A 19,676-nucleotide genomic window follows, 5' to 3' on the forward strand; every position below is an offset into this window, starting at 1 on the left:
AACTTCTGTTGAGATTCCAGCACGCCAGCCAAAATTTTTAACGGTATTGCACTGAAGGTTATGACTACTTCTTCCACTCCTGAGGCAACTGCATCTAAACTGACCCTTCCTACTGACTCACGGCAGCAGGTCAGCCAATTCTTGAAAGACCTGCAAGATCAAATTTGCCAAGGTTTGGAACAGCTAGACGGGCAAGCAACATTTCAGGAAGATGCCTGGGAACGGCCCGAAGGCGGTGGCGGGCGATCGCGGGTGATGCGAGAAGGCAGAGTGTTTGAGCAGGGAGGCGTAAACTTTTCTGAAGTTTGGGGTACTCATCTTCCTCCCTCCGTGCTGGTTCAACGACCAGAAGCGGCGGGTCACAAGTTTTATGCCACGGGCACTTCCATGGTGCTGCACCCCCGAAATCCCTACATCCCCACGGTGCATCTCAACTACCGTTATTTTGAAGCGGGTCCCGTTTGGTGGTTCGGTGGTGGCATTGACCTAACCCCTTACTATCCTTTTGCTGAAGATGTGGTGCATTTTCACCAAACTCTGAAGCAAGCTTGTGATGCTCACCATCCTGAGTACTACCCCACCTTTAAGCTGTGGTGTGACGAATACTTCTACTTAAACCATCGCCAAGAAACGCGAGGCGTTGGCGGCATCTTCTTCGACTATCAAGATGGACTCACTAATCACTTGTATCGCGGTCCAGCGGCAGACGGCCCAGCGGCACTCCATAGCAATCAAGTAGGTCAGATCGGTAGCCGTAGCTGGGAGGAAATTTTTAGCTTCATTCAGTCCTGCGGTCAGGCTTTCTTGCCCGCCTACGTACCCATTGCCGAACGCAGACAAGGTACTGAGTATGGCGATCGCGAACGGAATTTCCAGCTTTATCGTCGGGGTCGTTACGTCGAGTTCAACTTAGTCTACGACCGAGGCACCATTTTTGGTCTACAAACCAATGGCCGCACCGAATCGATTTTGATGTCTCTCCCGCCCCTCGTACGTTGGGAGTATGGTTACGAACCAGAACCCAACACCCCTGAAGCCGAGCTGTACCAAACCTTTCTTAAGCCGCAAGACTGGGTTAACTGGTTTTCTCCCGCCTCTGAGAGCTGAGGTAAACTACGGGAGGTAGGACTGCGATCGCCAGGAATTTTTCTGCCCGATCTGTTATAAACCTCTGCCACCTGCCAACTATAGATAAGGCGCAACTCGTGTCTAACTCGGGGAGTCTACAGACTTAATAATGGGTGGTACCCATTAATCTACTGATCAGTAGCTCAATTTTTATTGAAGTTGCGGCTGCTCCTGATCTTCTCAGTTATTGCCAGCACCAGTTCATTTCCCAAATACCCATTATTGCTAGGGGAGGATCAGCGATCCCAATGGAGCAGAGAACTTACACAACCCAAGACGGTACTACAGTCATTGTCTTAACCCCCACCGGACGCTTAGACATTACAACCGCCTGGCAGTTTCGCTTAAAGTTACAGGAATGTATTTCCAAATTGAGCCGCCATGTAGTGGTGAACTTAGGCCAGGTCAATTTTATTGACAGTTCTGGTCTCACCTCTCTGGTTGCAGGGATGCGTGATGCGGAAAAAGTCAAAGGCAGCTTCCGTATTTGTAACGTCCATCCAGAAGCCAAGCTAGTCTTTGAAGTCACCATGATGGACTCAGTTTTCGAAATTTTTGAAACTGAGGAAGAGGCTTTAGAAGGCGTACCTAGAGGCATTGCTAGCTAAATATATTGATTTAATTGAACTTTGCCATAGCCGCAGATGCACAAATCAAGTTGCCTCAGCGATCGCTTGGTCGTGGTGCTCAAATTCACCACCAAGGTAGTAGGCTAAGGCCACTCATTCAGGTGAAAATTTCAGAGTAGGCGAGTCTCTGCAATCTCAAATTGTAGAATACAGAGACAGCCCTCCTTGATTGGCGTGCTGTTGCCTTGGCAAACCTCCCGCCAAGCGAGACAATGAAGTTACTGATCCCCTGAATGCTTCCTGTGAATAACGTTCGCACCGTCTCCGATACTAAGCGCAACTTCTATACGGTTCATACCCGTCCCATCAACTCGATCTATCGACGAGTGGTGGAAGAGTTGATGGTAGAAATGCACTTGCTTTCGGTCAATGTTGACTTTCACTACGACCCAATTTACGCGTTGGGGGTTGTGTCTTCCTTTGACCGTTTTATGCAAGGCTATCGCCCTGAGCAAGATAAAGTCTCAATTTTTAATGCCCTTTGTCAAGCTTTAGGAGCCGATCCTCAAAAGTATCGTCAAGATGCTGAACAATTAAAAACTTTAGCGACTCAGGTGTCGGCACAAGAGCTGATTTCCCCCACTGGGCAACTTAGCAGCCTAGAAGGTGGTCAAGCGCTCCAAGAGACCCTGCAAGCGATCGCTGCCAGTTCTAAGTTCAAATATAGTCGCTTGTTTGCCATTGGCTTATTCACGATTCTGGAGTTAGCTGACCCAGAAATGGTGAAGGATGAAAAGCAGCGCACTGAGTTCCTGAAGCAAGTAGGAGCCACACTGCACTTGCCAGAGGATAAAGTGCAAAAAGATCTGGAACTCTACCGCAGCAATTTGGAGAAAATGGCTCAGGCGCAAGCAGCGATGGAAGATATCCTCAACGCCGATCGCAAGCAACGTGAGCAAAGAGCACAGGCCAAGAGTGAAGCAGCCATTGCTGATGCTCCTAGAGACGAAGCTCCCTCCGCTTAAGGCAACCTCAACTAACCCTCAGCTAGCTTGTTCGATTGGTGAAGCAGGCTAGCTAATGACTAGTCCAGCAACTAGCTGCTGACAGAGTGAGTTCAGTTCCTGCTCGTTGTTGTGAATCGTGTTTTGAGCGATTCGCTTAAGGAAAGCAATATTTTCGGGGCTGGCATTATCGATGTGGTTACCGCGATCGAGCTTACCGAGAGCATGGAGTGAAGCCTGAAAACGGTAGTAGCGCTGTGGGTTTTTCTCGCTAGCTAGCAACTCTTGCAACTGATAGTCTACGGTGTCACTGACGCCATCTGAAACAATATTAAAAATAGGGCGTGCCCACTCCAGTAAGCCCCAATTTTTGATCTGAGCGTAGTTGAAACTGGTGGTTAGTTCACCTGTGCCGAGTGAAACCACCAAAAAATCATGGGCTTCTGGGTGATTTTTTCTGGCTTCCACGTAAGCACACATTGCGGGATTGTTAGCAAACACGCCACCATCAATGAAGGTAGAGGGCAGTAAACCCTGGCTCGATTTAGCTTGTAGCGGCTCAAAGTAAGTCGGAGCAGCAGAGGTGGCGCGAGCGACAGTTGCCATAGGGAAATTGCGATCGCTATCTGCCTTCGCTTTGCGACTTTTGAAAAAATAAGGACGCCGCAACTCAGTATCGTAGCTGGGCACCAAAACAGTCTTTAGCGCTTGGCTCAGCATGGTGTCGCCAAAGTACTGCCTGAGGACGGTTTCGATACCAATTGCTGGATATTTTTGATTCACTAAGCCGCGTATTTTACTCAGCGAAGACTTGGGGAAAATCCGTGCTCCTTCGGCTTCGTATAAATGTACGAGATTATCTGCCGAATAGGCAGGTTTGCCGCTGGCGTTGGGCTTAGTTAAACCTAAAGCTAGGATGCCCCCGGTCGAGGTTCCAGCAATGACATCGAATAGCTCAGCGATCGCTTGGCCTGTGCGTTTCTCAATCTCGGCTAGGAGCATCGCCGGAATCACACCCCGGATACCACCGCCATCAATCGCTAAAACTTTAATCAGGCGAGACATAGAGTTTCCCTAGAAATAACTAATGCGAACAAGTGCAACACTTTACACCCATGGATTTATAAAACTACTGGGTCTACCTACTGTTGTATCTAGAGAACTTACGGAACCGCGATCGCGATTCGCCAAGTTTTTAGTCAACAGTAACTAGACCCAGTTAAGAATTACTCGTTAGCCACTCCAAGGAGCGGGCTGTAAAGTTTAGCGTCTACCGCGTACAGGTACCTTGTTCAGGTAGTCAATGTCAAAAGCAGAAATCCGCTGTGCATAATTCCCTTTGGGTGCGATCGCAGCTGCAACATCCCGGAAGCGACGAGGATCGCCTTCAGGCAACTGCCGATCTTGGAACTTGCGAGTGTAGAATTTCTCCAAGGTGATGCGCCAGTCGGTGGTAGCAGTTCCAGCCACTTCCTGATAGTCTTCGCCGTAGCGAGGCAGGAAGGTAAAGGGCCGATTCTGCATCCGCTTCCGCTGATAAGGGACGGTGCTGTCCCCAAAGTTTTGGGTGTACTCTTCGCTATCTACTAAGGCATCAACGAAGCCGTGGAAGCCTAGAGTACCAATCTTGATCGACCAAGCGATCTTTTCATCTTGGTTGTAAGGTTCACGACCTAGCAAGCGCTTTAAGCAAACTTCTACCAAGCGATAATTATCATTCACGCCTACCACTAAGGTGTAGAAGCGCTCTGATTTCGCCAATTCTCGGATGAAGTCACGAACCGTAATGGAGCCGTTTGCCAAGCGAGTTTCTAGAGTCACTTGACGGTTAAATCTCAGAACTAACTGTTCGTTAAAGACTTGACGATAAGCTGCCCAAATCAACTGGCGCAGTTCTTCGGGAGAGCTGACGTTCTCCGTCCGATAGATGTAAGGGGTGTCCTCGTTTTGGTCAGAAATACCAAAGCTACGAACCCGGTGATTTGGGGCAGTTGGTTTGTATGCAAGTAACGGCAATGCCATGCCAGAATCTCCCTTATGAAAATAGTTAAAAACTTACAATGCCTAGAGCGTGCAAACTGGATCACCCGCAAACTGCGTCGCCAGAGGAATTTGCCAATTCCACGCCTCTCTTGGATTGTACGCTTTTAGCGGATCGGAAAACCAGCGGATGTATTGATCGAAGCGAGGGTGCCTGTGGGCTGCGCGTCGCGAGTGGTATTCGGAATCTGGATGTTAGCGGTTTTTACGGTCACAAACTTGGCTTGAGGCAGCTTGAGCGAGCGTGCCATCTCCAAGAAGTTATTCACATCGCCCCACTTGTAGCGATCGCCTTCTTCCTTATCGCGCCAGTAGCTGTTGTAGCGTGGCGTGACTAAATTGAACGGGCGATCTTTATAACGACGACGCTGATAAGGCACCGTGTTGTCGCCAAAGTTTTGGGTGTACTCTTCGCTATCTACCAAAGCATCCACAAAGCCGCTCAGGCCTTGGGTCGCAATCTTGATGGACCAAGCGATTTCTTCGTCTTTGTTGTAGGGAGCACGGCCCAACAAGCGCTTGAGGGTCAACTCCACCACGCGATAGTTGGAATTGGTTTCTACCACTAGCCGCCAATACACATCGGACTTAGCCAAGCCCCGAATAAAATCGCGGACTGTAATCGCCCGATTTTTCAGTTGAGACTCTAAAGCGGTTTGGCGGTGGTTACGGAGGGTTTCGTGCTCACTAAACACCTGACGATAAGCAGCCCAAATGATTGCTTGAATATCATCGCTGGCGCTACCGCTATCTAGCTTATAGATATCGGAATTATCTTCGTTTGGCACTTCATAACCAGCAACGCGCTGATTTTGTGAAGAGGGTTTGTACTCTAGTAGAGGAATTGACATCAGTAAACTCCTGAATAGTCCTGTAAGCGATCGCCCCGATTCATCAGTTTGAAACGTGGACTGAGTTAGACCTTGGGTTGAGTCGGAATGTAACGATAGGGCAGTGCTACATTCGTCCGCTTCACAGTGGGGGGGGGTGGCACATCATGGGTAGAAGCAGTCTGACCGGAGGTATAGGCCGCTGCGACACCCCGAGCCTGGTCAGTTGTCCGCTGATAGTTCACTTGAGGCACCAAGATACCTTGAGCCATATTCAAGAAGCTTGCCGGAATCCCTCTGCGAATGACTTGCAGATCGCGATCGCCCGCTTGGTACTGCCGACCTTGAGCAAACGCACTACTGCTACCTGAAGTAGACTTCTGAATCCGCCAGTAGTCGCTGTAACGAGGAGTCACTAAGTTGAAGGGTCTCCCCTCCATGCGTCGGCGCTGATAAGGCACGATGGAGTCACCAAAGTTTTGCTGATACTCATCGCTATCTACGACAGCGTCAATGAAGCCGTGCAAACCTCGTGTGGCAATCACAATTGACCAAGCGATTTGCTCATCTTTGCCGTAGGTAGCCCGCCCTAAGAAGCGCTTGAAGGTAATATCAACCAAGCGATAGTTCGAGTTGGTGTCGGCAACTTCGCGACGGTAGACATCCGACTTTCCGAGGGCACGGATGAACTCCCGCACAGAAAGCTGACGGTTGCGTAGTTGCGACTCTAAGGCGAGTTGACGGTACTCTTCTAGAATTAAGTGCTCACTGAAGATTTGGCGATAGGCCGACCAAATCAACTCTTGCACATCAGACTGGGAAGCAGGTTCCCTAAAGCGGTAAGGCTGAGGGGCATCTTCATTGGGCACCTCGAAACCAGGAACCCGTTGATTCTGGGTTTTGGGTGCAACTTCAAGGAGTGGAATAGACATAGGTAACGTTTACCACTGTATCGAGGAACAGGTATCGAGTAACAAAAAATGACAGCCGATCGCTAGCCGATCGCTGCCAACTGATTGCTCAATGCGTTTAGCTGTTGCTGAGCCATTTCAGCTCTAGCACGCACAGCTAAGTCGGCATCGGTTTGAGCAATGTGATTGAACTGGGCTAAGATTCGTGCAGCCAGCTCCACTTCAGTTGCCTCTCCGGAGGAGGCTAAAGCTTGGAGACCCACTACCGCTGCATAACGAATGTCCCAATCTGGATGCTGGGCTAAAGCCAACAGTGACTGCAATGCTCGCTCTTGAGCTGCTTGGCGTTGTTCATCTGGAAGTTGAAACCAGTGAAGTTGCCCAATTCCCTTAGTCGCTGCTCGACGTACACTCGGAGCAAAGTCAGTTTCTGCGGCATTAATGAGAACGTCTAAAGCTTGAGGGTCTGCGATCGCGGCTAAAGCTCGAAACGAGTAAGCCCTAGCACCATAATTGTAATCATCTAACCGCTCAATTAAAGGTTGAACTGCTACCGTTCCTAACTCAACCAACCCTGCTACCGCAATCACTGCCGCTTCGGGATTGTTGTAGCCCAGCGCTGAAATAAGAGTGGGAATGCCTGCCTCTAGACGAGCTTCTGCCAAAGCTTGAACTGCCGCCACTAAACTAGCGGGAGTAGCCGCTTGTTCGATAGCAAAAATCAGATCAGAAGCACAAGCAGAATGGGTCATGGCTGTATCAAGTTCAAGAAGATGGGCAATGGATTGTGAGGGAGATCAATGAACTAAGTGCTGATGACCTCAAAATCCGTAACCGCCTACAGCAATGAGTCCAGCAAATTCATGACTCGCTCAGTAGACGGTGAAACCAAGACAGCCTCTGGCTGCTGCTTAAGATGGTTTTCTAGCAAGCTTTTGAGGGCCATTACTTTAAAGCTATTTTCGACAGAAGCTTGGGCGATCGCTTCGGCTCCTGACAAATAACCACTCGCGCCAATATCTAGCAAAATCATGCGACGCATTTTCAGATCGCTATTGCCTAACTCTTGAACCAACCGTTCTCCATAAACTGGATCCTGAGTGAGCACATATAAAGCTCTTGCCGCTCCATGCCGTACTCGATCCAGCGAATGCTCTAAGAAGGGTTTGATCAGCGGCACCGCCTCTGTTACTTTTAAGGCTTCTAAGGTTTCCATTGCTGCCTCAGCAGGTTGCGTCAGGTGAGGTCGCCCTGGAAATAGCTGCACCGCTGCCACACCGCCTTCTAGCCAAGACATCAAAACCGGAATGCAGGTGCGATCGCCCAACATGCCTAAAGACTGAGCCGCAGCCTCGCGGACATAATAGTCAGGGCAGTCTAGACAACCTAACAATCCTGGTACGGCCCGGTCGTCCGCCAGTTTCCCCAATGCCCGAACCGCATTTCGCCGCAGTGGATAGCCTCCTAGCTCAGTGCGATCGGCTTCATCCTCTAGGGCGGCAATCAGAGCTTCCACTACTCCAGGTTCGCTTTTGGCAAACTTTCCCAGCCACCAAGCAGCATAATAACGGAGACTCAAGTCCTCATGAGTTAAGTTAGCGATCGCTTGCTCAACAGTTAAAGCTTCGCCGCCAGAAGACTCAGTGGGTTGTGACTCAGATTCAAAAGACTGCTGTAGGCTGGTTTCGGACATGAATCTAACAGGTTCAGCACAGGAACAGGGAACAGACAATGGCACCCAAGTTAACCTTTAGCAACGGGTGCGGCTGTCACGTTATCAGCTTCTGCGGTCGCCTCAATATTCTGATGCGCTGCTGTCGCCTCTGCTTTTGCTTGAGGATGATCAGCAGTCAAAGGCTGAATGCTGACAATTTTGCCGCCCAAACGATTAATTCGCTGCATCTCTTCGCTCATGCGACCGTAAGGCACAGTCACGTAAGTGCTGCCACTACGGCGAATCGGATAGCTGAGCTTATTAGAACGATAGGTTTGACGCAAACCCCGCACTTCAACCCGAAACATGCGGCTAGCAGAATCGTCCACCGAGGTATTGCTTCCTAAGGAACTTTGACCAAACATAATTGCAACAACTCCCTCATCAAAACTTAGAGGATTAGCTCTGGGACGAAATCAACCCAGTGTGAATCGAACCAGTGTGAATCGAATGGGAGCAAAAAGCTTCACTCCCTAATGCCATAGACACTAACTAAGCAGAGACTGAGGTGATGTTGACAATCTTGCCGCCCAAACGGCTAATCCGCTGCATTTCTTCATTCATGCGACCGTAGGGCACAGTTACATAGGTGCTACCGCTGCGACGAATCGAGTAGTTGAGCTTGTCAGCTTCTTCGTTTTGACGCAAGCCTTGAACTTCGAAGCGAAACATGCGGCTAGCGGAATCGCTTAAAGAAGCTTTTCCTAAAGCAGTTTGACCAAACATCGTTACAATAGCTCCTATGAAGTTGAACTAGATGATTGCAGGCAGTAATGGCAAGCTCATTAAATTGATGCCTGCCATTACCGTCTTTTCTTAAAGACTTAATTCAGTAAGATGCGATCAGCAGCCTTAAGCAGGCGTAACGCTGACAATTGTGCCGCCCATGCGATGAATCTGCTGCATCTTCGGGAGCATCTGCTCGTAGGGAATGAGATAAGCAACACTGCTGCGACGAACTTTGGGATATCCAGGATTGCGAATTCCTATCACCTCTAGACGATAAATCCGTCCGCCTTCGCCCCAAGAGCCACCCAATGCCTTGTTGGGAGTGTCATCACCAACGCTGCTATGGAAGCTACGGCTACCTTCACCCGTAGGCTTCACGATGCTAGAAGCGCGGTTCTGAGCCAACTCGCGGAACACGTGAGGAGCTTTACCTGCAACTTGAGCGCGATCGCTATTGGCATAACCCCGATAAAGGCGGAACATGCGGGTAAAGCCCGTGGTTCTAACACCAGGATCAACCGAAAAGCCACGGTAGTAAGGAACTACGTTGTTGCCAAAGTTATCTTCGTATTCAGCGCTGTCGATGTAAGAGTCGATTTCAGCGTCGTAACCTTTTTCGTTGTAAAGGTTAAGGTGGAAATTGATTTCGTCTTCTGAATAGGGAGCACGACCGAGCAAGTGCTTGTAATTCAGTTCAATAAAGCGCGTATTGGAATTAGGAAAAAGAAATTTGTTTTTATAAAGGTCGGACTTCGCGATCGCCCGGACAAACTCCCGCACCGTGATGTTGCCTTGACGGAGTTGAGACTCGCTATTACTGAGGCGCTCAGACTTCATCACGTAGTCATTGCCTAAAACTTGGCGATAGGCAACCCGGATTACGGCCCGGAGATCATCTTCTGACCAGTCTGGACGTAATTCTACTCTGGTCGCATCAAAAGCAGAAACACCGAGCTTCCCTGCTGCCGCCAAATTGGACGCTGCTAAACCGCTCATGCATGCCCTCCCAACACAAAAGATTTTCGAAGATTCTTATATTCAAATTGAGAAAAACAATGCCCGGGAAGATAAACAACTGCTAACACTCGCCAGCACTTGCATATCTTTCCGGGCCATGCGTTCAATTAGCTTAGAGCGTTGATCGCGTAGTCGATGTAAGCGTTAGCTTCTACAGCAGCTTGTCCGGTGATACCGTGGTTAGCTTTGATGTGCTTCAGAGCTTCAACGTACCAGCTGTTGGAGAGGTCGAAGGTCCGGTGCATTTCATCTAGACCAGCGAGGAGGTACTCATCCAAAGGACCTGTGCCACCAGCTACCAAGCTGTAAGTGATGATGCGCACGTAGTAACCGATGTCACGAGCACACTTGGACTTACCACGAGCATCAGAAGCCATGTTGTTGCCAGCTTGCTGAGTGGTGTAAGGGAATTTCTGGTAAACAGCATTAGCTGCACCATCAACCAACTTTTGAGCATTGCTGGTCAAAGCACGAGCAGCTTCCATAGCAGCAGCGGCACGCTCATAGCGACCATAAACTTGGTGCATCTCAGCGTTGCTGAGGAAACGGCCTTGAGTATCTGCTGCGGCGATCGCTTCGGTAATGGGGGTCTTCATAGTTACGGTATCTCCCTAAATATCCTGTTCTGCAAAGTTTTTGTAGAAACGTATTCCGTGACTTGGTTGAAACAGAGGCTTAATTAGCCAACTGCAGCAGCAGCGCGGTCGAAGTAGCTAGCGAGTTCGGAGACCAACGCACTGCAATCGCCCTTGGTGATACCGTTGGGGTCGTTAGCAACTGCGATCGCAGCATCTTTCATTTTTTGAACGCCAGAAGCCACAGAACCACCAGGTACACCTAGAGCTTGGTAGGTCTCGCGGAGGCCATTCAAGCAGCGATCGTCAAGAACACTGGAATCACCAGCGATGGTTGCGTAGGTTACATAACGCAAGATGATTTCCATGTCGCGGAGGCAAGCAGCCATCCGACGGTTGGTGTATGCGTTACCGCCGGGTTGGATCAACTGAGGCTGTTCTTCGAACAAAGCGCGAGCTGCATTAGCAACGATGGTGGAAGCGTTGCCAGTGATGCGGTTAACAACATCCAGGCGCTTGTTGCCTTCTTTAACCATGTTGGTCAAAGCATCGAGCTGAGAGGTGCTGAGGAATTCACCCTTAGCATCAGCCTGAGAAACAACCTTGGCGAATGCATCTAACATGGACTTTTTCTCCTAATTTTGACTTGAGTTTGAATCTGGATTCAGAGCTGGGATGTTAGTTCAGCCACTTGAAGCTGCTCAGGTAGCCCAGAAAGGTTGCAACAGACATCAACCAAAACTATTTAGCTCTCCCACCCTCTAACTCGTTACCGACGGTAAAAGTAAAGGCAATTTAAGAAATCTGAGAAAATTTCATATTTGTATGAGAGAACTCAAAACTCAATAACTCGGCGCTTTGGTCAACTTTTGCCTGTTGTTTATACCCTTCAGGTTATTTTTATACACCGCGGTAAAGGCTTTATTTATTACAAGTTATTAAAACCAGCGAATCTATGCGAACGATTAATTCAAATCCTTATCAATCAAAGGCTTCAGCCGACCATTAACCAGAAAATTCAAAACATTTCGTTACATTTTTGCAGGGTATTTATACTTAGTTACTGCTAATTAGTAGTTTTATAGATTCTTAATAAAACCTCAAAACCAGATATAGCAAAGGATCTAAATTTCGAGTTGTTTCTCGCAAACTCGGCTCTTGTGTAGATATGTGTAACGCAAATTTTCGACTAAATCTTTAAGTTTGGTAAAGCAATTCGTTTCTTTAAGACTTCTAAGAGCGTCTTAAAAACGGGCGGAGGAGGGGCTGTCGCTTCGATCCAGTCATTTGAGACAGGGTGCTGCAATCGGAGTTTCCAAGCATGTAGTGCTTGACCTGGCAGGTTTACACCGATAGGGCGCTGGGAACTATAAACCGGATCTCCGACGATGGGATGACCTATATGGCCACTGTGGACCCGAATTTGATGAGTGCGGCCAGTTTCTAGCTGAAAGTGCATCAGCGTGTAGTTCCCCAAGCGCTCCAATACTCGCCAATGGGTCACAGCTCGGCGTCCTCCCTTTGCTTCCGCAACGATCGCCATTTTTTTACGGTCTACCGGATGCCGACCGATGGGCAGGTCAATGGTGCCACTTTCGGCGTTGGGGGAACCGTAAACCACAGCTAGATATTCCCGGCGAGCCGTTTTTGCTTTTAGTTGGGCTTGTAAATGGTGATGGGCTTGGTCAGTTTTAGCGATCGCGATCGCCCCACTGGTGTCTTTATCGAGACGATGGACAATTCCTGGTCGCTGCACGCCGCCAATTCCAGGCAGAGTATTTAATCCAGACAAAGTTTGACAGTGAGCCAGCAACGCGTGTACCAGCGTGCCTGATTCATGCCCCGGTGCGGGATGGACCACTAGCCCAGCAGGCTTATTCACAATCAGCAGATGGTCGTCTTCATAGAGAATATCAAGGGGGATGGCTTCAGGTTGCAACTCCAGCGGTTGTGCCTCAGGAATCTCAACCTGTACGCGATCGCCCATCTGCACCGTGGCTTTCTTGGAGGTGCAAACTTGACCATTCACCTGCACTTGGCCTTGCTCAATCAGTTTTTGCAACCGAGAACGAGACAAGTCAGGCAGTTGCTCCGATAGCCAGCGATCGAGCCGTTCCCCAGCCTGTTCAACCTGTAAATTAACTTCTGAAGCCAAAGTAACCAGCCCTCAAAACCGAATCATGGATGCGCTTCTTCCATTGTCGGTTGTGCAGCTGCTCCAAGACTATTTGCAGTTGCTATTTACTAGAACGAGGAATAAGTTCTCACTTCTCACTCATTACTCATTACAGCCCACGCCTTACCCCCAACTCCGAAGGTCGAGAACCAGAAAGCAGCCCATGTAAATTAACGACCGAGCCAATCACCGCGATCGCCGGAGCACTAAACTCAGCGGATTCCATCTGGGCCACGATGGTGCTGAAGGTGCCAATCAGCTCTTCTTGGTCGGGACGAGTGCCCCAGCGGATTAAGGCGATTGGAGTTTCTGGCCCTAGCCCAGCGGATTGCAGCTCACTCAAGATATGGGGCAAGTTGTGAATGCCCATATAGACCACGATTGTTTCTGAGCCGTGGGCGAGCGCAGCCCAATTTACCTCTGGACGGTACTTACCAGCGGATTCGTGACCTGTGACAAAGGTGACAGAAGAACTATGCGATCGATGGGTGAGGGGAATTCCGGCATAGGCAGGCGCAGCAATTCCAGAGGTTACCCCTGGCACCACTTCTACTGGCACTCCTGCCTGGATTAAGTCTTCCATTTCCTCACCGCCACGCCCGAACACAAACGGGTCGCCTCCCTTCAAACGCACGATCACAGCTTGAGTTTGAGCTTTCTCAATGAGTAATTGCGTAGTTTCTTCCTGAACTAAGGAGTGCCGCCCTCGCCGCTTGCCTGCATTGATTTTCTCAGCGCGGGGATTAATCAAGTCCAAAATCTGCGGACTAACCAACGCATCGTAGATGACGACATCGGCGCACTCCAGCAAGGTCTTGCCTTTTACCGTCAGCAATCCGGGGTCTCCTGGCCCTGCCCCAACTAGATACACTTTACCGAGGCAGGTTCGAGTCAGAGCAGGCGCAAGGTTAGCTTCAGCAGTCATAGAAGTTTTGAGGCAAGCGGGGAGAGGAGGAACCGAAAATCGTGCACCAACTGAATTGGCAATGTTTCAGCCTAAGAGAGTTGGTTTCACAAAACTGAAAGATTTGATACAAAAAATACCCAATTTTGACCTGCTATTTGCTAGCAAGTTGCATAGGGCGATCGCTAGCTGGGGACAGCACTCAAGGCAAGGTCTAAAACCAGGGAGGCTAAAGCTGGGCTGGTTCCTATTGGCTCGGCCAACGTGAGTTCTATCTCTGGAAATTGCCAAGACAGCCGAGTCACTAACTGAGCGATCGCATCTGTGATTCCCCCAGCGAACAAGAAGTAAGGCAGGATGCCAACTCGGTGATGTCCCATCTGCATCAAGTCAGCCACAGTGGATTCCAGATTGGGTGGAACTGACCAATAAGCTGGCACAGCTTTCAGTTGCGTGGCGATCGCCTCAATGGGCGCATTTGCCTCAGGGCGGCGACTCCCATGCGACAGCAAAATCCAAGCATCCACGCTAGCCGCAGCCATCTGATTTGCTAAGAGTTGCACCAAGTTCGGGTGCGTGCCCAGGTAAGGGCAAATCTGTAAATTAAGGTGTGAATCTAAAGCGGTTTGAGCCAATTCCACTTCGGTAGGAATGTCTTCCATCACATGCACCCCAGGCAACAAAAATAGGGGAACTAATTGCATGAGTGAAGATTCAATCTGAAGCACTTGCTGCCGCTTTAAGGCCAAAATGCGATCGCCAAATTGTTGAATTTGTTGATGTAGAGGCTGAGGGCCTAGCTCTAGGCAAGCAGTTCCAACTAAAGGCAATCGTGGATTACAAATAGTTGCTGGAGTTGAAGCAACAGTCGGTGTGAGCCAGCCTTCTGCTGAGTAAGGGCTACCAACATAACTTAAGCGCGGTGCCACATCTTGGCCCTCATCCCATAAGTGATAGCGCTGTTGAATCTCTTTGCTGACCAATAGCGCTAACTGTTCCACCGCGATCGCAGGCCGAGGATCACGGCTACCATGAAACACCAATAAATAGGCAGAGGGTAAGTTCAAGAGTGCGCCGAAAAGATAGAGGTCTTCTTTGTAAATTGTATCTTTACAATCTCAATACTTTGTATAAATAGTCGCTGTTTATCTCACAAATCTGCAATTTCTACCACTCAAATAGAACGGCGAGTAAAACAATTTAGCGCAGCCTAATTTCTTAGGGTTGTGACTGAAATGGATGAGCTGAAGAAAACAACAAGCTAAAATGCAAAATTCTAGTCAAAGTTACAACTTTTTTAGATTTAGAACTTCTGGCCAAAAAGAAAGGTGCCTAATGGCACCTCAGCGAAGTTTAGCGAAGAGTGTAATTGGGTTTACAACCTTTTGGCAAAACCTTTAATTACTCGAATTAGCTGCCTGAACAAAGGCCAAAGTTAGGCTGTCGTGAGTCAAGAAGTGAGCCAAGTGGAACGCTCGGTCTTCCGTCTTCAGCAGGATTTGCTCATAGAGGTAGCGGGTAGCGCGATCGCCTAGGCTTTCAGCTTGACCTGCTTGACGACGTAATAGCTTGATTAGGGCTTGCTCCGCTTGCAAGTCGTTCTCTACCATTTGACGGCAAGAGAAAACCCCATCCGGCTCTGGAGTAAAGCAGCACAACTCTGCCAGCTTCGTAAAGCTAGCCACTGGCACACCACCCAAACCATCTAAGCGTTCGCCCACATCATGAGCATGGCCTTGGACAGCTTCGTAACCTTCCGAGAAAAATTCGTGTAGGGAATAAAATTCTGCACCTTCAACAACAAAATGGTGCTTTTGATATTGCAGATAGAGCGCCTGGAAACTTGCGAGGGCAATATTTAGCCCTTCACAGACAGGAACAGTTACACTCCGCTCCAGCAAAATTGGATTATCGTAAACCTGGTCAACAGAACGTAATAAGTTTTGAGTTTCAGACATTGTTTCCCCTCCCGTGTCACTGTCTTCAAGACTGTGAATAAGCCCAATTTACCATGCTGATTCTGATAGTCAACACAGAGATTTATTTCTATTAGGAATGATTGTCAATACACTTAGGAATTCTGCTGGAGAAAACTTTACTCAGATCGCGATCGCCCTTATTTTCGTAGACCTTCAGCTTCAATTAAGTGAGATTGATTCACATAAATAAAATTTGGAATTTTATAATCTCTACAACTTTCCTGGTGGATCTCAAGCTGGGTTTACTCCAGTTTTCTTCACAGGATGCGGGCTACATTCAGTTAATTTTGTCGCGATCGCTTCCATATGTCGCCACCAGTAGGAGCCTCCTACCCAAACTCGTGAAGGTAAATGGCCGATCGGCGCGGAACGGTTGAATTTGAGGCTGCTATAGCTAGAAGTGGAGTTGTGCAGAGGCCAGCACACTCGTTGGCAAAAGCTGCCGTAATCTCCACCGACACTTTGATAGACCTGGACTTGCACCGTCCAACCAAACCGCCTCTGGCTGTGTTTCATCCACAAGCCATCGATCGACTGCAAGTCTTCACAGGGCAATTTGCTCAGGTCACCGGGCAGCAAATAGCGACCCAACGGCTTACCTAATGCTTGACAAAGCACAGCCCAAGTCTCTTGGTCAGCTTCTTTCCAATGGGCTGCGGCTAATAAATCTCGCAACTTTGTATAGTCCACTCCGATGGCTGAGCTTAACTGACCAGGGCAATGAGCTGGAGTAACCGCAGAGGATCGCGCTGAGGCCGAGGTGAGTGGCGATAGATGCAGAGCCCGAGCCTGAACCGAGGTAAGCTGACTCGTGATTTGACTGGCATTGATAGCTTGCAACACTTCATCCACTGACTGATAGCGCTGGCTGATAGCCTCTTGGAGAAGTTTGTCTAGAATCTGCCCCAAGCGATCGCTAATTTTGGTTCCCTTGAGCAAAAAATCGCGCCACGCCCAGTGGTTGTTGGCAATGTCGAACATATCTAACGCAGGTACTTGGGTCAGCAGATGAATGCAGGTGACTCCCAAACTGTAAAGATCGCTGGCAGGCACAACCTTACCTTTGATTTGCTCCGGTGGCATATACTCTGGGCTGCCAATAATCGTGCCAGTGCAAGGCGTAGGGCTAGCTAGAGATTTTGCCACGCCAAAATCAATCAACACTAATTTGCGATCGCTCAATGACTCCACCAGCGATCGAGCTGCTGGATCGATTCCTGAAGCAGATAAACCAGACCAGCCTGAGCTTCCCTGTGGCAACGTTGGAGTCCGGCTGTAGCGAATAATATTGGCAGGCTTAATGTCTCGATGAATGACTTGGTGCTGATGGATAAACTGCAACACAGGCAGCAAGTCTTGCAGCAATTCCCAAATCTTGCCCTCGCTAAATCTGCCTTGCTCGTGCAGTTCTTGAGCCAAGGTCTGCCCACTAATCCAGGCTTGCACCAAGTACAGCCGTTTTTCTTGCTCAAAATGGGCGAGTAATCTGGGAATTTGAGGATATTCCCCTAACTCTTGCAAGCGCATTGCTTCCCGGTGAAACAGCTCCACTGCTTTTGTGAAGTGGCTGCCTGTATGTCTTGGCACATGCAGTTGCTTAATAACACAAAGCGGCTTGAAGGGGAGATCCTCATCTATTGCTAAAAAGGTTCTACCAAACCCGCCTCGGCCTAACGGTTGGAGGGGCCGATAACGCTCTCTGAGTAACAGGCGACCTCCACAATGCTGACAAAACTGAGTAGCACTGGGGTTGGTCGGTCGTTGGCAATCCGGATTCAGGCAGTAGCTCATGGGCGATCGCGGATTAGGTAATGTTCTATACCTAAAGGATTTTTGAGCTGCTAGAACAATTTCTCACAATTCTTGAATATTGCTTCAGCCACTAAGCACTACAAGCGTTAAACGCAACCCGCTAGCTGACGCGATCGCCCTACCGTCTTTGGGCTTTGTGAATATAGAAAGTATTAAATGCCCCGACCGTCTCAAAACGGTAAGCGGGCAAAAAAGAGCCACCAAGCGAGAGATAAGGCGGCAGGAGTGAATTGATCGACAAATCAGTTTGGTAAGTACTAAAGAAGATATAGTCTTGGCGCTGGGTATTTTCAGCGATTAGTTGCTCCATCTCGCCACGATTGTTGGCGGCTAAGGAGAGACAGCGCTTTTGCAAGCCGAAGGCAGTGGGAGCTTGAGAGCAAATATTATCTTTTAAGTATGCGCCTAGCTGCTCAGCCGCATACTTGTTGTAAGCCGCTTCACTCGGATTGGTCACTGCTGAGCCAACTCCTACGCCTAGCAGAGCCACCAACCCGGTTAACAATGCGGCTGTCCTGACACCTTTCATAAAACCCTGCTAAGAATTGCTCTGCCGTGATCTGTGCTGAGTGAATCGCTCGATTTACCCATTACAGATTAACTGATTGCAAATCCAGTTTTTTTGCTCCCAGATCTGGAGAATTTTCTCAAAGGGGTGCTATACTTAGAAACGCAATGGCGAGCGTGGCCAAGAGGTTAAGGCAGTGGATTGTGGTTCCACTACTCGCGGGTTCGAGTCCCGTCGTTCGCCCTTATTTCAGCGACCAACGTAAATAGCTGATATAGATTTGATCTAAAAAGCACCTGCTTTAAGTTAAAGGGGTGCTTTTTTAATTAGGACGACTACGCTTGCAATTTCACGGGAGCTTGCAGGAGTTCGATATTCCTAATCTCAAGAATGCCGCTACTTTCAAATTCGATAATCACCTGAACTTTAGCAGGGGTAGTGTCTTGCTTGAAATGAGCGCGAATTTCAAACGAATGGAAATCTTCAGTTGGTGAAACGCTTTTCGACCAGGCTTTTGCCGTTGTTCCTACTTGCCTCTGCTTACACAAACCCAACTTCACTGTGATTGCTTTTTCGGTATGTAGTGCCTTTGCTTGAAATCGGCAGGCAAGAACACATTCTGGGTCAGTCGGTTCGGCGATTTCGAACAAAATGACTTTCCGTAGAGGCTCGTTGTCAATTAGGCGTAGAGAATTATCGTCATAAGCTTCAACCTTCCAGCTTTCCCCAACGATCGCAATGCCTCCTTTTGTGATGGTTGGGTCAGCCATCGTGAATTGGCAAATGAGGGTAAATGGTTCTGCGGGTTCAGGAACAGCGAGACGTTTTTCAAGCTCTTTGGCAGCTTCCTGCACTTTAGAACCAATCAAGCCTGTCAAATTCTTGAACAGTTCATCAAACATACGAATGATTCTAAAGACACAACGCTTTTATCATTCCCAAATTTAAATTATAGGCTCCTAATAAGTCAGCTTTTGCAGGGTTATAGACTAAAAGTAATGCGATCGCTCAGGCTTGACACTGTTATTTCCACTTCAGGTTTTATCTAAACTTTTTTCAAACAAAAATAGAGGCTTCTCTAGAATTTAAGAAACCTCTACTCATCAAGTTAAGAATTTAACGTTTTAGAAAACTTTGGCGACAGGTACGTTTTTATGGCTGTTTTCTTGACTTGAATCTTGAGCAGCTTCTAAAGCCTCAACACGATTTTTTAATAGAGCGATCGCTTGAGAGTTTCCTCCTACCGATCTGGGCACCACTCTAAATCTAACTAATAAGCTTTCCACTAACTTAGTGCGATTTTCTAAAACTGTAATTAGCTGGGTATTTAGTTCTGCCTTTTCTAAAGAAGGTGTAATTTGTTGTGTCAAAGTTTCCACACAATCAAGGCGGCTCTCTAGAGCAGCGATCGCCTGACGAGAGTCTTTCATATGCTGTCCCAAAGCACCTTTTTCTCCCAGATATTGCTCGATCGAATTAATCCGCTTTTCTAAAGCTGCCATTGCTTGATCGCGTTCACACAATCGTTCTACTAGGGTGCTAAGTTTCAGCAATAATTGCTCTGTCTCACTAGCGTTATTGACCACAGGTTGTTCTTCAACTTTGGGTTGAGGAGCAGGCTTAGGCTGTAAGCTACGATTCACGACAGCGGTTAACCAGTGTGCTACAGCCATAATTACTTCTTCTGCCACGACTTGCACCATCTTAGAATCTCGCATTCTGGAATCAGTAGATGGCTGTTCTTGCTCTTGCAGTTGTTTTTTCAGAAAAAGCTTTTGTA

22 protein-coding genes and 1 tRNA gene are annotated in these 19,676 nt (G+C 48.5%); 4 read left to right on the top strand and 19 right to left on the bottom strand.

Annotated elements, in window-relative coordinates; all coding sequences use genetic code 11:
- The first annotated feature begins 60 nt into the window (after window positions 1-60).
- From hemF to psb29, 3 genes are all read left to right on the top strand, one after another.
- On the top strand, window positions 61-1,107 hold the full coding sequence (gene hemF / locus NDA01_RS10315; protein WP_190438266.1) for an oxygen-dependent coproporphyrinogen oxidase: 1,047 nt from the start codon (window positions 61-63) through the stop codon (window positions 1,105-1,107).
- Window positions 1,108-1,376: 269 nt separating this feature from the next.
- Entirely contained in the window at window positions 1,377-1,736 is a 360-nt protein-coding gene (locus NDA01_RS10320; RefSeq protein WP_190438263.1) for an STAS domain-containing protein, read from the top strand.
- Between the two features lie 263 nt (window positions 1,737-1,999).
- Entirely contained in the window at window positions 2,000-2,722 is a 723-nt protein-coding gene (gene psb29, locus NDA01_RS10325; RefSeq protein ID WP_190555357.1) for a photosystem II biogenesis protein Psp29, read from the top strand.
- A gap of 48 nt (window positions 2,723-2,770) precedes the next feature.
- Here psb29 and NDA01_RS10330 read toward each other — a convergent pair whose 3' ends face one another.
- From NDA01_RS10330 to NDA01_RS10410, 17 genes are all read right to left on the bottom strand, one after another.
- Window positions 2,771-3,766 carry a CBASS cGAMP-activated phospholipase gene (locus NDA01_RS10330; protein WP_348227875.1) on the bottom strand — a complete coding sequence of 332 codons (996 nt, stop codon included), beginning with the start codon at window positions 3,764-3,766 and terminating at the stop codon, window positions 2,771-2,773.
- A gap of 198 nt (window positions 3,767-3,964) precedes the next feature.
- Entirely contained in the window at window positions 3,965-4,723 is a 759-nt protein-coding gene (gene cpcG4 / locus NDA01_RS10335; RefSeq protein WP_190438259.1) for a phycobilisome rod-core linker protein CpcG4, read from the bottom strand.
- A gap of 125 nt (window positions 4,724-4,848) precedes the next feature.
- Window positions 4,849-5,592, bottom strand: coding sequence for a phycobilisome rod-core linker protein CpcG2 (gene cpcG2 / locus NDA01_RS10340; RefSeq protein ID WP_348227876.1), 744 nt, complete (start codon window positions 5,590-5,592; stop codon window positions 4,849-4,851).
- A 65-nt stretch (window positions 5,593-5,657) separates the two neighbouring features.
- Entirely contained in the window at window positions 5,658-6,503 is an 846-nt protein-coding gene (locus tag NDA01_RS10345) for a phycobilisome rod-core linker polypeptide (protein WP_348227877.1), read from the bottom strand.
- Between the two features lie 62 nt (window positions 6,504-6,565).
- Complete coding sequence (gene cpcF, locus NDA01_RS10350) at window positions 6,566-7,234, bottom strand: C-phycocyanin alpha-cysteine-84 phycocyanobilin lyase subunit CpcF (RefSeq protein WP_348227878.1); 669 nt, start codon at window positions 7,232-7,234, stop codon at window positions 6,566-6,568.
- An 86-nt stretch (window positions 7,235-7,320) separates the two neighbouring features.
- Complete coding sequence (gene cpcE / locus NDA01_RS10355) at window positions 7,321-8,175, bottom strand: C-phycocyanin alpha-cysteine-84 phycocyanobilin lyase subunit CpcE (RefSeq protein WP_348227879.1); 855 nt, start codon at window positions 8,173-8,175, stop codon at window positions 7,321-7,323.
- A 50-nt stretch (window positions 8,176-8,225) separates the two neighbouring features.
- Window positions 8,226-8,561 carry a rod-capping linker protein CpcD gene (cpcD, locus tag NDA01_RS10360; protein WP_190555351.1) on the bottom strand — a complete coding sequence of 112 codons (336 nt, stop codon included), beginning with the start codon at window positions 8,559-8,561 and terminating at the stop codon, window positions 8,226-8,228.
- Between the two features lie 127 nt (window positions 8,562-8,688).
- Entirely contained in the window at window positions 8,689-8,922 is a 234-nt protein-coding gene (gene cpcD, locus NDA01_RS10365; protein WP_190438242.1) for a rod-capping linker protein CpcD, read from the bottom strand.
- A 126-nt stretch (window positions 8,923-9,048) separates the two neighbouring features.
- Complete coding sequence (locus tag NDA01_RS10370) at window positions 9,049-9,921, bottom strand: phycobilisome rod-core linker polypeptide (RefSeq protein WP_348227880.1); 873 nt, start codon at window positions 9,919-9,921, stop codon at window positions 9,049-9,051.
- Window positions 9,922-10,049: 128 nt separating this feature from the next.
- On the bottom strand, window positions 10,050-10,538 hold the full coding sequence (gene cpcA, locus NDA01_RS10375) for a C-phycocyanin subunit alpha (protein ID WP_190438238.1): 489 nt from the start codon (window positions 10,536-10,538) through the stop codon (window positions 10,050-10,052).
- An 83-nt stretch (window positions 10,539-10,621) separates the two neighbouring features.
- Complete coding sequence (gene cpcB / locus NDA01_RS10380; protein WP_190438236.1) at window positions 10,622-11,140, bottom strand: C-phycocyanin subunit beta; 519 nt, start codon at window positions 11,138-11,140, stop codon at window positions 10,622-10,624.
- A 566-nt stretch (window positions 11,141-11,706) separates the two neighbouring features.
- Complete coding sequence (locus tag NDA01_RS10385) at window positions 11,707-12,672, bottom strand: RluA family pseudouridine synthase (RefSeq protein WP_348227881.1); 966 nt, start codon at window positions 12,670-12,672, stop codon at window positions 11,707-11,709.
- A gap of 130 nt (window positions 12,673-12,802) precedes the next feature.
- Window positions 12,803-13,618: a uroporphyrinogen-III C-methyltransferase gene (gene cobA / locus NDA01_RS10390; RefSeq protein WP_348227882.1), complete on the bottom strand. Its 816-nt coding sequence runs from the start codon at window positions 13,616-13,618 to the stop codon at window positions 12,803-12,805.
- Between the two features lie 164 nt (window positions 13,619-13,782).
- Entirely contained in the window at window positions 13,783-14,664 is an 882-nt protein-coding gene (locus tag NDA01_RS10395) for a sirohydrochlorin chelatase (protein ID WP_348227883.1), read from the bottom strand.
- A 330-nt stretch (window positions 14,665-14,994) separates the two neighbouring features.
- A complete protein-coding gene (gene dpsA, locus NDA01_RS10400; RefSeq protein ID WP_190555347.1) occupies window positions 14,995-15,555 on the bottom strand; it encodes a DNA starvation/stress protection protein DpsA in 561 nt (186 codons plus the stop codon).
- Window positions 15,556-15,807: 252 nt separating this feature from the next.
- Window positions 15,808-17,367: a GUN4 domain-containing protein gene (locus NDA01_RS10405; RefSeq protein ID WP_348227884.1), complete on the bottom strand. Its 1,560-nt coding sequence runs from the start codon at window positions 17,365-17,367 to the stop codon at window positions 15,808-15,810.
- A 139-nt stretch (window positions 17,368-17,506) separates the two neighbouring features.
- Complete coding sequence (locus NDA01_RS10410) at window positions 17,507-17,917, bottom strand: DUF4359 domain-containing protein (protein ID WP_190438220.1); 411 nt, start codon at window positions 17,915-17,917, stop codon at window positions 17,507-17,509.
- Between the two features lie 149 nt (window positions 17,918-18,066).
- Here NDA01_RS10410 and NDA01_RS10415 point away from each other — a divergent pair.
- Window positions 18,067-18,139, top strand: a tRNA-His gene (locus tag NDA01_RS10415).
- A 92-nt stretch (window positions 18,140-18,231) separates the two neighbouring features.
- Here NDA01_RS10415 and NDA01_RS10420 read toward each other — a convergent pair.
- Both NDA01_RS10420 and NDA01_RS10425 read right to left on the bottom strand, forming a co-directional pair.
- Complete coding sequence (locus NDA01_RS10420) at window positions 18,232-18,798, bottom strand: hypothetical protein (RefSeq protein WP_348227885.1); 567 nt, start codon at window positions 18,796-18,798, stop codon at window positions 18,232-18,234.
- 222 nt (window positions 18,799-19,020) lie between these two features.
- Window positions 19,021-19,614 (bottom strand): hypothetical protein, encoded by a 594-nt coding sequence (locus NDA01_RS10425; protein WP_348227886.1) that lies wholly within the window; start codon window positions 19,612-19,614, stop codon window positions 19,021-19,023.
- Window positions 19,615-19,676: the final 62 nt, after the last annotated feature.

Source organism: Trichocoleus desertorum AS-A10 (genome assembly GCF_039962155.1).
Classification (GTDB): domain Bacteria; phylum Cyanobacteriota; class Cyanobacteriia; order FACHB-46; family FACHB-46; genus Trichocoleus.

Coding starts and splice junctions, on each gene's coding strand:
- cpcE (WP_348227879.1), bottom strand. CDS start 8,175: ATGTCCGAAACCAGCCTACAGCAGTCTTTTGAATCTGAGTCACAACCC.
- dpsA (WP_190555347.1), bottom strand. CDS start 15,555: ATGTCTGAAACTCAAAACTTATTACGTTCTGTTGACCAGGTTTACGAT.
- NDA01_RS10345 (WP_348227877.1), bottom strand. CDS start 6,503: ATGTCTATTCCACTCCTTGAAGTTGCACCCAAAACCCAGAATCAACGG.
- cpcG4 (WP_190438259.1), bottom strand. CDS start 4,723: ATGGCATTGCCGTTACTTGCATACAAACCAACTGCCCCAAATCACCGG.
- NDA01_RS10405 (WP_348227884.1), bottom strand. CDS start 17,367: ATGAGCTACTGCCTGAATCCGGATTGCCAACGACCGACCAACCCCAGT.
- NDA01_RS10320 (WP_190438263.1), top strand. CDS start 1,377: ATGGAGCAGAGAACTTACACAACCCAAGACGGTACTACAGTCATTGTC.
- cpcD (WP_190555351.1), bottom strand. CDS start 8,561: ATGTTTGGTCAAAGTTCCTTAGGAAGCAATACCTCGGTGGACGATTCT.
- NDA01_RS10420 (WP_348227885.1), bottom strand. CDS start 18,798: ATGTTTGATGAACTGTTCAAGAATTTGACAGGCTTGATTGGTTCTAAA.
- cpcF (WP_348227878.1), bottom strand. CDS start 7,234: ATGACCCATTCTGCTTGTGCTTCTGATCTGATTTTTGCTATCGAACAA.
- NDA01_RS10370 (WP_348227880.1), bottom strand. CDS start 9,921: ATGAGCGGTTTAGCAGCGTCCAATTTGGCGGCAGCAGGGAAGCTCGGT.
- cpcD (WP_190438242.1), bottom strand. CDS start 8,922: ATGTTTGGTCAAACTGCTTTAGGAAAAGCTTCTTTAAGCGATTCCGCT.
- NDA01_RS10410 (WP_190438220.1), bottom strand. CDS start 17,917: ATGAAAGGTGTCAGGACAGCCGCATTGTTAACCGGGTTGGTGGCTCTG.
- cpcB (WP_190438236.1), bottom strand. CDS start 11,140: ATGTTAGATGCATTCGCCAAGGTTGTTTCTCAGGCTGATGCTAAGGGT.
- cobA (WP_348227882.1), bottom strand. CDS start 13,618: ATGACTGCTGAAGCTAACCTTGCGCCTGCTCTGACTCGAACCTGCCTC.
- hemF (WP_190438266.1), top strand. CDS start 61: ATGACTACTTCTTCCACTCCTGAGGCAACTGCATCTAAACTGACCCTT.
- cpcG2 (WP_348227876.1), bottom strand. CDS start 5,592: ATGTCAATTCCTCTACTAGAGTACAAACCCTCTTCACAAAATCAGCGC.
- NDA01_RS10425 (WP_348227886.1), bottom strand. CDS start 19,614: ATGCGAGATTCTAAGATGGTGCAAGTCGTGGCAGAAGAAGTAATTATG.
- cpcA (WP_190438238.1), bottom strand. CDS start 10,538: ATGAAGACCCCCATTACCGAAGCGATCGCCGCAGCAGATACTCAAGGC.
- NDA01_RS10330 (WP_348227875.1), bottom strand. CDS start 3,766: ATGTCTCGCCTGATTAAAGTTTTAGCGATTGATGGCGGTGGTATCCGG.